This window comes from Bacillus sp. FSL R9-9410 (genome assembly GCF_038050385.1).
Classification (GTDB): domain Bacteria; phylum Bacillota; class Bacilli; order Bacillales; family Bacillaceae_G; genus Bacillus_A; species Bacillus_A cereus_U.
This window is the reverse complement of sequence record NZ_JBBOTV010000006.1, coordinates 1-12,709: the sequence shown is the minus strand read 5'-3', so window position 1 is coordinate 12,709 and position 12,709 is coordinate 1. Positions and strand designations below refer to the sequence as shown.

Sequence of the window (12,709 nt, the reverse complement as noted above, 5' to 3'; positions counted from 1 at the left end):
CAATGTTTTAAAATTGTGCTTGGACTTTTCGGATACACCTATATATGTATGTTTTGTTGTAATGCTAACGTTTGCTATTTGTATCAAATTTAAAGATGTTTTTACTTGGAGTTATTAAACGATGACTGATGCTATTTTAAGAGGTTTAAAAGCTGTAGGTAATGGACTTGTAAATGGTTTTAAAGCAACAATGGAGTTTTTAGCTAAACCATTAGGATATTTACTAGAGTTATTAGAATGTATCTTTTACTTTTTTGCTTGCTTGTTCAAAGTTGTTGTATTGATTGTGAAAATATTTACGGCTTTACTTCAGTTCTTTTGGGCGGTTGCTACAAGTGTTGTGAAAACTTTACTTATGTGGATTGGAGTTGTCCCCAGTGGGAAAGTATACCTTCCTCACGAAGCACAAAATGGTTTTGATGTTGTTATTGATAAATTAATGCCTACAGGGATAATGACTACTGTTCCATTGGTTGCTACAGCCTTTTTGTGGTTGTACTTCGGTATGAAAGTATTCTCTTTGTATGGTGGTAGCATGGGGTTTTCATTCCCTGAGAGAAAGAAATAGGTGTTTATATGAAATCTGTTATTGATACTATTTTCAGTCCGATCTTTGGTTGGTTGAATCAAATGTTTAATGCGATTATGAAATTAACTGTACCGGCATCGCATCCAATTAATCCAAATTCGTTTTTTAAAGCATTTGCGATGCTTGGAAATGGTTGGGTTGTGTTTGTAAGTACCGCATGTATATTAGCAGCCACTTACGGAATTTTGTTTGTTGTAATGGCGTTTAAACATGGTGTTATTGAATTTAAGATATTTGTGAAGTGGTGGTAGTTATAAATGGAATTGCTTTTTTTGAAGGTTTTGGAATCTTTTATGTATAGTTTGTTAATTATTAATGTTTTATTTTGGCCAGTTGTTTGTATATATGATTATTTTTTTAGTGAGGAGAATAAGTAATGGAATTATTTAATGTGAGTCCTGGTGTTGCTGTTGTTGGTGGTTTGATTACAGGTTTCGTTGCTTTATTTATATATAACAAGGTTACAGGAGAATAGTTTATGTTGGATTTAATTATATTTTTTAGTTTTTGTATTGCTGGAATTGTTGGTGCTATTAGTGTAGGTGTTAATTGGCATAGACATGAAAAGAAAATGAGTGAGGAAAGAGAAAAATATGAACACAAACGTATTTAGTGTATTTTTTACAATCGGTGGTTCGGTTGGATTAGGACTATTCTTGTTTTTAGTACTTCCAACATTTCTTATATTTAGAAAAATGAGCAAGTGAGGTATAGATAATGTTTAAGAAAAAAGGTCAAGCTTTTAGTAATCATAAAGCGTTCGTGATTCGTGATGATGTTATGTATGTAGAACGTGTGAAATGTGCTGATAGTGATGTAGTAGAGACGGAGACAGCCATTTATAAAACAGAAGATGCACAACGCTATTATAACGAAAGTGAGGGCGCTATAGCGTATGTGTTTAATGTAGATATTCCTAGCAAAGTAGAAGCTGAGAAATTAAAAACATTAAGACGGTCAACTACAATAAAGAATTTATTTAAATATGATACGGAAAAATCTTTTGATTTTAGAGAAATGATTCCATGGGCGATTGTAGTTCTTACTTTATTACTTAAATAATGTTCGTGATTTGTTTAAGAAATGTAACGGCAGCCGTGCAAATTTCAGCTGATATTTAATGTGAAAAACGAATGTTTAATTAAATAATGAGGTGATTGTATGTTAAAGGTTCTTCGTTTAATTGATTTTAGTAAGTCGAGTAATTACCGTTTAATTGCTCATATGTCTAATGAAATGTTATCTAGTAATGATAAAAAGGAACGTGTTGAAGGTCGAAAAATGAAAGAAATTCTAGAGAAGAGAGGTTATTGTTTTGGAGAATATAAACCAACCGTTATGTGAAGAAAATTTTCCTGATTTAACAAAAGAGCAATTAGACGAAATGTTTAATCGTGTGGATCATACTCCTGTTCAAGAAATTATGATTTCTGATTTTTATGAGGAAGATACTGAAGAAGTTCAAAATAATGAAATGCTTGAGTTATTGGGTTTTATGCAACAAAATGGTGTTCCTCTTAAAAGTGAACAAGTACAAGCTATGTTTTTAATGCAAGAAATGGGAGTTGGAGATATAGCGAAATTTATGGTTGATATGAAACCGAAAGTTACACCATTCCAACGATTCTTTGAATTAATTAATAAAATTACGCTTGCTGACAGAATTAAAGGTAATGCGAAATTATCAGGTCTTATCAAAGCGCAAGTTGCTTCAGCCAATGGTGTTATGCCTGAAATGAATAAGCATATGAGAGACCAACAAAGAGTACAAAGGGATGTGAGCCGTTAATGAACGTCTGGGCATATACAGGTTTAATGGGAAACGGTAAAACTTTAGGGATGGTTCTTGAAGCTGTAATGTATCAACAGAAAACTGGTTGTACATTGTATTCCAATTTTGGTGTGAAAGGTGCTAAGCCTTTTACATCGTTCGATGATTTTTTAAATATTGCTAAAGAACCATCAAGTGTTTTATTGCTAGATGAATGTCATACGGATATAGATAGCCGAAATGCTCTTTCTAATGCATCAAAATATTGGTCGCATATGGCTTTCTATTTAAGGAAAATGCGTTGTACGTTAATGTTAACAACTCCTTTATTTAGCAATGTTGATAGTCGGTTTAGGGATGTAACATCTATTTTTGTGCCTGTTAGAAAGGATAAAGACTATTTTTATTATCCAATAGTAGATAATCAGTCAGGAATATTGTTAAAAACAAAAAAGATGAAGAAAGAACATGCTTTTAAGTTAGCTGGAGATGTGTTTGAAACACATTCTATGGTGGTTCCTATTGAATATCCGGCAAATAAAAATGAGTTTGATTCTTTATTAGTTAAATTAAGAAAAATAAATGGTGATTATTATATGACACAAAGAAAATTACAAAGGTTGAGAGAGTTGAAAAAAGCGATATAACATATGCGTTAGCACGAAATGGACACACGCCCTAGCGGGTGGTCATGAGCGGTTAATGTTAAGGGGATGATTGATACATGAAAAATAGTTTTGTTGTGGAGCAATCAATAAAAAATGTATGTGCTGAAATTGATAATTTAAAGGAGAAATTAAAACTTTTGGGGATTGATCCAAGAGATTATTATCAGGTGATTGATAGTTTAACTGTGGTTCGTTTGCATTTAGATAGCATGCGTTAAGGGGGATTTGTTGTGATGATTGGTAGTAAAAGAGTGAAAAGACAAGTAGAAGGTACTATAGAGGCGTTTGAGTCTTGTATGAATCATATTAGGCGTTTAGATACGAAATATGAATTTACAGAACAAGAAAAAAAAGAATTATATAAGTTTGAATATCAGTTAAAAAATCTAAGTAAAGAATTAAGCAAGGATTTGAATTGATTTTAATCTTTTCCCTAACTTTTGGGGTTGGAAGGCTGGCTTTAAAAGAAAACGTGATTGTTAATAAGTAGGTTAGAAAATTTGGACGTTAGGAAAGCGATTAGGCGCTTATAATTGCTAGAACAAGCCGATTAGCGTAAATCCTACTTTTGGGTATATTCGGCTTGGCAATAAGCCCAAAAGCGCCTAAAAATATTTCACAAGGATGTAGCGTAGCGGAAAAAGTGGAGATTTTTCAGTGAAGCGTTTTGAAAAATACTACTTGGTTCCTTGTTAAAGATTTAGCTAAATGGAGGTAGAGGTGTGTTAGTTGCGATTTAAGAAGTGTTTTGCGATGTTTGCAGTGATGTTTATATTATGCTTGTCTGTTTTGCCTAGTTTTGCTAGTGCAGCGATTGTTAAAAAAACTGATAGTTATACAAGATGGTACCAAAGAAGTTATTCAGTTGAAGCGACATTTAATGGTAAAGAACTTGGTATTAGTTATTTGTATGGTAAAGAATCTGTTGCTGATTTAGGAGCAGAATATAGTGTTAAATATGTTGATTATTTTGCTCAAGGTGGCATTGAAGGTGGTTATGTTACTTTTCTTGATTCTAATTTTAATCAAGTAAGTAGATTTAATTTAAAAAATGAAGGTTTTGAAGCTAAGGTTAATATTAATAAAAAGGCACGGTATGTCTCTGTTGGACATGAAAATCATAGTGTTTCTTATGCGATGCAGATGGGGAAATTTCATGTTTATGTTGATGATGGGAAAGTTAGTGATGTAGCTGAATTAAATGCTAAAGCTGATACGAATAAAGTAGATTTAACATGGAAAAATCCTTTGGAAGATGGATTTAATGGTGTGAATATTTATAAAGATGATGTATTAATAACAACTTTAGATAAAGCAGCGACTTCTTATATAGTAAATGATTTAAAGGATAATACTCTATATAGATTTAAAGTTTCTTCTTTAGATGGAAGTAGGGTTGAAACGAAAGGTGTTACCAAAAGTGTAACTACTCTTATTGATCCAAAGAAAATTCCTCCTGGTCCAGTATCTTCTTTTGTTGCGGAGCCGAAAGATAAAAGTGTGAAATTGAAATGGAAAAAGCCTAGTGATGAAGATTTAGCAGGGTTTAAGATTTTGCAAAATGGAAAGAAGATAGCTGAAATTGGTTTAGAGGAAGAATTTATGGTGAAAAATCTCGAACCATTAACAGAATACAATTTTGGTGTGGTTGCTGTAGATAAAGATAAAAATGATTCTACGCCTGTTAATTTGTCTGTGAAGACTTTAGAGGAAAAAGATGAAGAACCGCCACATGTTCCGTCAAACGTGTTTGTTAAGCCTTCTAATGGTGCTTTGATTGCATCTTGGGACAAAGTATCTGATAAAGATTTAGCAGGTTATAACGTATACGTAGATGGTAAAAAGATTAATAGTAACTTGATTGCTTCTACTAATTTTAATATCAAAAATTTAGAGAATACTAGAAAGTATAAAGTGCAGGTTCAAGCGGTTGACCGTTCTGGAAATGCTAGTGAATTAAGTCTTGGAGCGTTCGGTACTCCTGATGAAAATACAATACCGATTATTGAAAGTAATTATAGCCTTCAAGATGTTTCTGATGGTGTTGGAGTTATGTTTGGACAATTATGGTTAGTATTAGCGTTTGCAGTTGGTATTCCGTTAGCGTTCTATATTATTTACAAGTTAAAACTTACTGTGTTGCCGTGATGATCCCTGTGTGATTCATGGCTTTTCTTAAAAAAATAAATGAGGTGAAAGAATGGTTTTTGTAGGTATTCTTATGGGTTGTTCAATTTTATATGCATTTGTTTATAAAAAGGGTCGTAAAATTTCAAAATAAGGTGATTATATGATGGTATTGTTTTTTATTTTATGTTGGATGTCTGTTGGTTATATGATTTGTTTATTTGTTGATAATATAAAGAAATTTTTTAGAAATATGAAGCTTCCATTTTTGTTTCTATCGTCTTTAAGTGCGTTCGGATGTATTGTGTTTGTTGCTCTTGGTTATATGTCGTATCAGTCGATTTGGAGCGTTTAAGATGTTATTGAAAGTTATATTGTTATTGTTATTTCCGTTTATAACGTTTATTTCATTGAATCGAATTATGTTGTTTATGAGTGCTTATAAAATTTCTAAGTTTAAGAGAGTGAATCTAGATGGATAATGTGATTGTTTATAGTTTTTGGTGTATATCAATGTATTGTTTTTATAAAGCGATAAAAGAAACTGTGTCAAAGGAAACTGTATCGGAATGAGTGATTCTATGTACGAGAATGAGTACTTTTTTATGAAATCAAGGTTTTTACCTTATGTAATAAAAAAGCCTGAATATGGGCTTCTGATGGCTTCTGTATGCTTTGTTATTTTGATGTTGCTATTGTTTTATAAGCGTAGAAAGGATAAATAATTGTGCTTACTGAAAAAATGACGAAAACTAGATTTACGATCAATGTGAATTTTTGTGATGTTATTAATTTTATATTGATTATGTTTGGTTTAGGTATGTATGTAGCTTGTATATCTAAAATAGTTGGAGTTTATGAATTTAATTTTTTGCTATGTGTTATATGTTTTATATTTGTTAGTTTATATTTTGTTAACATGTATTTTCTTCTATATATATTTACTAGAGATAAAAAATAAAATATTTTTTAAATTAAACCATATGTTTGTGTTGCTAAACCATATGGTTTTTGTTATATTAGATATAGAAAGTTTGCTAGGAGGTTTTGAAATGAATGTTAAAGAGAAGAAGAAAACTGTTGCTTTTACTTTTACAGAAAGTGAAGTTGCTTTAATAGATGAAATTGTAGATATTGAGAATGATAGAAGAAAGACTATTGCAAGAGATTATAATTTGCCATTTAAGAAATATAATCGTTCTACATTTGTACTTGCTATGATCGAAGAGAAAAAACGTAAATATGAAGAACAGGGCGAAATTTAATACAATTTGAATTCTATTAAAAGATAGGAGGAAAAAAGATGAAACAAGAGCTAGGGTTTGTTGTAAAGTTTGAAAATATCTTAGGTGATTTAGAAGTTGAATTACGTGAAATTAAAGATAACCATGAGGATATTTATTCAAATGAACATATACAGATGAGAGAGTTACTAAAAAGTGTAATAGCGATGAAAAAAGAGGTTGTAAAAATTGGTGAGAAACTAATTTCTCCAAGTGATTTTGATTTGTAAAAGTGTTATTTTATTGGTTTTCTCTTAACTTGTTAATATTAATAGGGGATAGAGTCTAACTTTTGATTAAGGAGTTTTTATATGGATCATCGTTATTGTATGAAATGTGAATGTGTATATAGTTCTGAAGAAATTTCATTATGTTGTGGTAGTGAAAGTCATTTAATTGATTGGGATGAATTTGCTTTTATTATGGGATATCCTTTATATCCTGTTAAGAAAAGATATGATATTTTTCATTTTGATTTAGAGAAACGTAAGGATGCTGAATTTGGTTTTAGAATGAGAGAATATAGTTCTGAAGAATTTTATAGAGAATTTAATCATTGGAAAGAAATTGAACAAAAGAAAATTGATTTTAAATAGGTTTTGAATTTAGTATTTCCTCTATTTTATGGTAGAGAGAATACTATGACCCTATCCTTTATAACATAGGGTCATAGTAAACAGCTGTTTTTGGGAATAAACCCTTATATATCAACGGTTTAACCCAATGTCCACATTTGCGATTGTGGGTTTTTTAAAGAAAATAGTATTTTTGGGGGTCTATCATGCCATCTTGTTACACTAAGAAAAAAGGTACTGACCGTAATGGCAACCCTCGTTTTCGTCCTGATGATAAAAAGTTTCTTTTTAACATTGATACGTTTTGGTATAACATAGATATTTTAAATTACAATGATGTTATGGAAAATGGTCTTTTAGATGAGTTGGAAAGTGGTCGTGAATTTCATTTAGATCACGGGGAAGAGAAGACAATCAGTGTTTCGTTACCTAATTATGATAATCCGTTAGTATTTAATGTTCAATTAGGTCAGAAACCTTTGTATCAGTTTTCATTACGAAATGAGGATATTGCTATATATTTTTCAAGACGTTATAGGGATGATGGTCAGTATCCTGTTAAAGTTCAAATAAACCAGTTTTTATTATGGGATAAAGGTTTGATTAATGCTTATGCTGAAAGTCTTGGAGTGTTAATGTCATTTGGTTTTGCTACTGGTAAGGCTAAAATGAATCGTATTGATTTTGCTGTACATAGTGACCAATGGAAATGGATATTAGATGATTTGAAAACATTTGAATATCCTCGGAATTTCAAAGATGATAATAAACCTGATTTTTTCCGTCTAGATCCATGCACTGGAGAATTCGAAACTGTATATTTTGGTAATCGCACTCGTTTACAATTACGTATTTATAATAAAACAAAAGAGATTATGAAAAAAGGAAAAATGTATTTTCTAGATTTATATAATAGTTTGGATATGGATACAGAAAATGTTTGGAATGTTGAGTTTGAAGTAAGACGGGATTTTCTTAAAGAATGTGAAGACGAAGAAGGTTTGAAGATATTTGATGATTTAGAAGAAGTTTTTAACCGTGATGGATTGGACAAGTTGTGGACTATGCTAATGGATAAGTTCTATCATAAAAGTTCTTTTTGGACTGAATTAAGTAAGGGTGCTAAAGGTAAGTTTGTTAGAACAAATGGTTATTTAACTCGTTCTAAAGATATAGATTCTAATTTTGATAGGGAAGTAGCTCAAATTCGTGGTCGATTAATGACTGGTTTAATTAATGAAGAAGAGACAGATATAGTTGCAGCGGTGACTAAATTTTTAATTAAAAATCAAAAGTATGAAGAAAGAACTGGTAAATCATTTGAAGAAGATTTGCAACTAAAGAAAATGAAGTTACATAATTATGAAATAAATAAAACCATAAAAAAAGAAACCCTTGAGTAAACAACAAAGGTTTCAGTTTCAAATATTTCTCTATTGACTAGATAGAAAAATATAGTTGCCAACTAGGTGACTAATCTAGAAGGCTTATAAGACTAAATTGATTGATTGATTGTACTTGTATTATACAAAGATTATAAAGAAACGTCTATGATTAAAGTCAGATTTGATTCTGACTTTTTTTGTATTATTTTTTCTGAATGAAAAAGAAATTAATCAGAAAAAATCTGAAAAAAATCAGATATAATCTGATATAATTGTGATATAGACTAGAGAGGGGCTTGTTTGATTGTGAAGATTATTGACGTTGTTGAATTGACTAATGGTACAAGAACTATGCCTGATGTTGCAAAAGAATTAGGCATAAGTAAAGATACTTTGCGTAGGCGATTAAATTCTTTAGGTTATAAATATGATAATTCGTTAAAGAAGACTGTTTATGTTGGAGAAGAATCTGAAAAAAAGAAGATAGATGAATTGTTATTTTCTGAAATAATTCATAAAAAAGAAGAAAAAAATCCGAAAAAAGAAGAAAATAGTCAGAAAAAAGTCAGAGGAAATTCAGAAGAAAAGATTGAGACTTTTGGTGTTAATGAAATAAAAGTTGGTGAAAAATCAGAAAAAAATCAGAATGACTTTACTGAATCTGAAATTTTTGCTTTAAAAGAGTTATTACATATATCAAAGAGTAATGAAGCAAGATTATTTTTAGAGTTGTCGTCTTTACCTGAATCTAAAGAGACTCGAAAAAGTTCTATTGTTATAGGTAAAGATATACATGATCAGTTCGAGAAGTTTTCAAAATCGAATGGTCGTAAAAGGGTTTCAAAGTTTTCGTTAATTGAATTAGCCTTATATGAATTTATGTATAAATATAATTGAGAGCAATAGCTCTCTTTTTTTTATGTTCAATATTGTCTATAGTTAAAAGAAAAACTCTGTTGATTTTTATTGAACAGAGGAAGTGTTAAATTTGGGTCGCAAAAGAAAGCCTGATTATTTAAAGAAGGGTAATTTAATATTAAGGCTACCAAATCCAGTGATTTGGGAATTAGAAAAGCAGGGAAATGCTTCAAGGGAAGCTGAAAGAATGATTTTAGAATTGGTTAAAGTAGATATGAAAAAGTATGAAATGGAATATGAAAGTAAAATTAATGAATAAAATGTAATATTTTTCTTTACAACTGGGAGTTTTTTTTTTACAATAAAGACCGAACGAAAATTTGGCTATCATCGAATTTATGTTCGGTTATTTTTATAGCTATCGTTCGTAAAATTTTAATATATGGAGGTATGATTATGCCGAAAGTTCTAATTGAAGGCGTTTATATGGACGCTGGCATTGTAACTAATGAATACAATGGCGAAAAAAAATCAAAATTGGTAGTTGATTTATACCAAAAAAACGAGAGAGGTAATGAAACAGTAAAGGTTACTTCTCAAGATGTAAGTTTGTATCAGCAACTTTCTGATACTTATAAAATGGGTATTCCTTTTAAGTGTTATGTGACTGTTAATGCTTATAAAAACAACGCTTATTACAATTTAGAACAGATTGTTAAGTAAGAGGACTTATAAGACTGAAATGATTGTGATTTTATGACTATTAAAGAATCGTTAAACGACTTTTTTCAAAATTATGTTGTAGAAACAACAGAAGGCACTTTTCAAGTGTTTAAAAGCTTTACTTATGGCGAGATGGCTTTATCTTTTCTACTATTAACTTTTATTGTGTTATTCGTTTTGAAATGGATATGGGAGGTCGTACGATAGATGATTGAGTTATTCTCGATGTATTCCTATTTAGGACTTCCCGTTGTAATTATTGTTGTAGGTTGTGCGTTCGTACGCTTTGGTAAGGAGTTGCTAAAGATATGAATGATTCAACCTTTTCACATGCAGTAGTATGGCTGTTTAGTAATTCTAGTTTTGTAAAATACCTTACTGGTATTACTAGTTTCATAGCCCTCCTTATAGTGTCGCTTTATCTATATAAAAGATGGGGGGAATAACTTTTGAGTTTTGATTTACCAATTAATCAAGTTATTCGTTACGCCTATAATACATTTGCTAGTGCGGATGCAGTTTTGTATCTATGGATCGGTGCGAGTTTTGCAGCGTTCACACTTGGTAAGATTTTAGGGGTAGTTAGATAATGAGCATGGGTTTATTTGACCGAGTGAGCGATAAGATACCCAAAGCAGGTTTTAATGTTGAAAAGTCACATATGGGCACTCTTTTTACAGAGTTTGGGTATGCTTGGCATACTTTTAAACCATATGCACTTTTGCTTTTAGGTTGTGCTTTTGCATTTTTTGTAATGAAAAAATATAAGGATCAATACGCAGATGATTGATTCAAATGGAGGAATTTTTAGTGAATAACCTTATGTTAGGTGAAGGAATCCCAGCAGTAAAAATTGATTATGATTTAGCAGATGTTGCTACAAGTACAGGAAATTGGACACAAAGTCTATGGTTAGCGGCAGCGTTCGCAATTGGTATTCCGTTATCATTCTACATTATTCGTAGTTTGAAGAGTATTTTTGTAGGTTAATAATAATCGTCTAACATATTTAGTTTAATAGTAGAAGAGGTTTCCTATATAAAAAATAAGGGGAAGGGAGTATTTTTCCCTTTCCTTTTTTATTAGATTCGGAGTGATTTTATGAGTTTATGGAGTGTTGCAGGTAATGTTTTTATTATTTGTGTAATTGCTATTATGGTTCTTTTTGCTTTACTTGTTTGTACTTATATTGTTCTTGGTATAAAAGATGCAGTTAATTCGTATTCACGTTATAAAAAATCGAATGAAAATGATGAAGAAATATGTTTAAAAAAATAGCAATTATACTTTGTTCGTTTGTAGTTATGGTGATTTCTTCTATTCCTCGTGTTTATGCTGATGGTCCATCTTTTACAGTGTTAGGTAGTAAAAATATTTCTATCGAAAATAATGGTGTTGTTAATGGTAAGTATAGTCTTATGTTAAGGGTTAACGATTTGACAGATGTATATAGTTTTCAGTTGTCGGAATTAATGTTAGTTAATGATTGTTCTTTTCATGTTGGAAAGACGAAATGGACAAGACCTGAGCAAGAAAAAAATGAGTTTCCGATTAATTGGAATCAGAACGGAACTTATGCTTTTTATATTTTTCATAATGGAAAAGTTTTAGCATATGTACGTTTTAAACTTCAAGGATTTGAAGAAAATGGCGGTGGATCTGGAGAAACTGTTTATTGGGGTAAAGGTGCTAAGTATTATGATTTACCTGAAATTGAGAAGCCATCTCCTGAAGATTATGCGGATTATGATAATAAGAATGATGGTGTTTGTACTAATGAAAAAGTTCCTGATAAGCCTAACGGTAGTGGGGATATAGAAGAACCAAAAGATGATAATAACAATGGTGGAAATGATAATTCAGGTAATAGCGGTAGTAATGCAAAGTTAGAAAAAGCTTTAAAAGATATTAGCGATTCTTTGAAAAGTATTGATGGTTCTACAAAAGATATAGCTGGTTCTAATAAGGAAATAGCAAAGAATACGAAAGATATTGCTGATTCTAATAAGAAGATTGCTGATGCCGTTGATACTATAAATGATACGTTACGTGAAATTTTAAAGGAAATGAAGCCTACAACTGAGGTTGTAATAGATGAATTGAAAAAGCCTGATTTAATTAGACCACAAGATGAAAATCAAAAATTTGAAGATAAGAATGAGTATTTCAAAGAAGGTAAAGAAGAAAAAGTTCCAACAGACGCTCTACCTGATGCACCTGATCCAAAGCCTTGGAAGGATGAAGACGGAAAAGAAATGACGAAGGAAGATAAGTCTGAAAAGGATAAGCCTACAGAGAAGGACAAGCCTACAGAGAAGGACAAGCCTTCTGAAAAGGATAAGCCTACAGAGAAGGACAAGCCTACAAAGAAGGACAAGCCTTCTGAAAAGGATAAACCTACTGAGAAAGATAAACCATCTGAAAAGGATGAAACACCTGATAGAGATAAGCCTACAGAGAAGGACAAGCCTTCTGAAAGGGATAAGCCATCTAGTAAGGATAAAACACCTGATAAAGATGGAACGCCTTCTAAAGATAAAACACCTGATAGAGATGGGCCATCTAGTAGAGATAAGACACCTGATAGAGATAGACCTTCTGGAAAAGATGGTGTACCTGAGAGAGAGCAACCTGTAGGTAGAGACCCTGTAATGAGTAGAGACCCGTTTCTTACGAGAGACCCTGTCCTAAAGTAAGGAGTGTATGTATGTTAACGATTAATGATATTTT

General features: G+C 31.3%; 23 protein-coding genes. All 23 read left to right on the top strand.

What is annotated here, in order from left to right:
- Nucleotides 1–121 precede the first annotated feature (121 nt).
- The 23 genes from MKX77_RS30515 (at nt 122) to MKX77_RS30405 (ending at nt 12,675) form a co-directional block, all read left to right on the top strand.
- Nucleotides 122–568 carry a hypothetical protein gene (locus MKX77_RS30515; RefSeq protein ID WP_341308755.1) on the top strand — a complete coding sequence of 149 codons (447 nt, stop codon included), beginning with the start codon at nt 122–124 and terminating at the stop codon, nt 566–568.
- Between the two features lie 8 nt (nt 569–576).
- Nucleotides 577–840, top strand: a complete 264-nt coding sequence (locus MKX77_RS30510; RefSeq protein ID WP_000843634.1) for a hypothetical protein — start codon at nt 577–579, stop codon at nt 838–840.
- Between the two features lie 227 nt (nt 841–1,067).
- A complete protein-coding gene (locus MKX77_RS30505) occupies nt 1,068–1,202 on the top strand; it encodes a hypothetical protein (protein WP_254982541.1) in 135 nt (44 codons plus the stop codon).
- Nucleotides 1,203–1,306: 104 nt separating this feature from the next.
- The gene (locus MKX77_RS30500; RefSeq protein ID WP_341308754.1) at nt 1,307–1,651 is read left to right on the top strand and encodes a hypothetical protein; all 345 of its coding nucleotides are present in this window, start codon (nt 1,307–1,309) and stop codon (nt 1,649–1,651) included.
- 99 nt (nt 1,652–1,750) lie between these two features.
- Nucleotides 1,751–1,933, top strand: coding sequence for a hypothetical protein (locus tag MKX77_RS30495; protein ID WP_341308753.1), 183 nt, complete (start codon nt 1,751–1,753; stop codon nt 1,931–1,933).
- Nucleotides 1,905–2,378, top strand: coding sequence for a hypothetical protein (locus MKX77_RS30490; RefSeq protein ID WP_341308752.1), 474 nt, complete (start codon nt 1,905–1,907; stop codon nt 2,376–2,378). The genes MKX77_RS30495 and MKX77_RS30490 overlap by 29 nt, the downstream gene beginning before the upstream one ends.
- Nucleotides 2,378–3,007: a zonular occludens toxin domain-containing protein gene (locus tag MKX77_RS30485; protein WP_341308751.1), complete on the top strand. Its 630-nt coding sequence runs from the start codon at nt 2,378–2,380 to the stop codon at nt 3,005–3,007. The genes MKX77_RS30490 and MKX77_RS30485 overlap by 1 nt, the downstream gene beginning before the upstream one ends.
- 77 nt (nt 3,008–3,084) lie before the next feature.
- Nucleotides 3,085–3,246: a hypothetical protein gene (locus tag MKX77_RS30480; RefSeq protein WP_341308750.1), complete on the top strand. Its 162-nt coding sequence runs from the start codon at nt 3,085–3,087 to the stop codon at nt 3,244–3,246.
- 15 nt (nt 3,247–3,261) lie between these two features.
- Nucleotides 3,262–3,447, top strand: a complete 186-nt coding sequence (locus MKX77_RS30475; RefSeq protein ID WP_341308756.1) for a hypothetical protein — start codon at nt 3,262–3,264, stop codon at nt 3,445–3,447.
- A gap of 334 nt (nt 3,448–3,781) precedes the next feature.
- Entirely contained in the window at nt 3,782–5,176 is a 1,395-nt protein-coding gene (locus MKX77_RS30470; RefSeq protein ID WP_341308749.1) for a fibronectin type III domain-containing protein, read from the top strand.
- Nucleotides 5,177–5,321: 145 nt separating this feature from the next.
- The gene (locus tag MKX77_RS30465; protein WP_341308748.1) at nt 5,322–5,510 is read left to right on the top strand and encodes a hypothetical protein; all 189 of its coding nucleotides are present in this window, start codon (nt 5,322–5,324) and stop codon (nt 5,508–5,510) included.
- 697 nt (nt 5,511–6,207) lie between these two features.
- Nucleotides 6,208–6,420 (top strand): hypothetical protein, encoded by a 213-nt coding sequence (locus MKX77_RS30460; RefSeq protein WP_341308747.1) that lies wholly within the window; start codon nt 6,208–6,210, stop codon nt 6,418–6,420.
- A 38-nt stretch (nt 6,421–6,458) separates the two neighbouring features.
- Nucleotides 6,459–6,668, top strand: a complete 210-nt coding sequence (locus MKX77_RS30455; RefSeq protein ID WP_341308746.1) for a hypothetical protein — start codon at nt 6,459–6,461, stop codon at nt 6,666–6,668.
- Nucleotides 6,669–6,749: 81 nt separating this feature from the next.
- The gene (locus MKX77_RS30450; protein WP_341308745.1) at nt 6,750–7,034 is read left to right on the top strand and encodes an aldehyde dehydrogenase; all 285 of its coding nucleotides are present in this window, start codon (nt 6,750–6,752) and stop codon (nt 7,032–7,034) included.
- Nucleotides 7,035–7,219: 185 nt separating this feature from the next.
- Complete coding sequence (locus tag MKX77_RS30445; protein ID WP_341308744.1) at nt 7,220–8,416, top strand: replication initiation protein; 1,197 nt, start codon at nt 7,220–7,222, stop codon at nt 8,414–8,416.
- A 288-nt stretch (nt 8,417–8,704) separates the two neighbouring features.
- Nucleotides 8,705–9,295: a hypothetical protein gene (locus MKX77_RS30440; RefSeq protein WP_341308743.1), complete on the top strand. Its 591-nt coding sequence runs from the start codon at nt 8,705–8,707 to the stop codon at nt 9,293–9,295.
- Nucleotides 9,296–9,386: 91 nt separating this feature from the next.
- Entirely contained in the window at nt 9,387–9,575 is a 189-nt protein-coding gene (locus MKX77_RS30435; protein ID WP_341308742.1) for a hypothetical protein, read from the top strand.
- 137 nt (nt 9,576–9,712) lie between these two features.
- Complete coding sequence (locus MKX77_RS30430; protein ID WP_341308741.1) at nt 9,713–9,979, top strand: hypothetical protein; 267 nt, start codon at nt 9,713–9,715, stop codon at nt 9,977–9,979.
- 449 nt (nt 9,980–10,428) lie between these two features.
- Complete coding sequence (locus tag MKX77_RS30425) at nt 10,429–10,569, top strand: hypothetical protein (protein ID WP_000006947.1); 141 nt, start codon at nt 10,429–10,431, stop codon at nt 10,567–10,569.
- Nucleotides 10,569–10,769 (top strand): hypothetical protein, encoded by a 201-nt coding sequence (locus MKX77_RS30420; protein WP_341308740.1) that lies wholly within the window; start codon nt 10,569–10,571, stop codon nt 10,767–10,769. The genes MKX77_RS30425 and MKX77_RS30420 overlap by 1 nt, the downstream gene beginning before the upstream one ends.
- A 20-nt stretch (nt 10,770–10,789) precedes the next feature.
- Nucleotides 10,790–10,969 carry a hypothetical protein gene (locus MKX77_RS30415; protein ID WP_341308739.1) on the top strand — a complete coding sequence of 60 codons (180 nt, stop codon included), beginning with the start codon at nt 10,790–10,792 and terminating at the stop codon, nt 10,967–10,969.
- Nucleotides 10,970–11,080: 111 nt separating this feature from the next.
- Entirely contained in the window at nt 11,081–11,257 is a 177-nt protein-coding gene (locus MKX77_RS30410) for a hypothetical protein (RefSeq protein ID WP_341308738.1), read from the top strand.
- Complete coding sequence (locus MKX77_RS30405) at nt 11,242–12,675, top strand: hypothetical protein (protein ID WP_341308737.1); 1,434 nt, start codon at nt 11,242–11,244, stop codon at nt 12,673–12,675. The genes MKX77_RS30410 and MKX77_RS30405 overlap by 16 nt, the downstream gene beginning before the upstream one ends.
- Nucleotides 12,676–12,709: the final 34 nt, after the last annotated feature.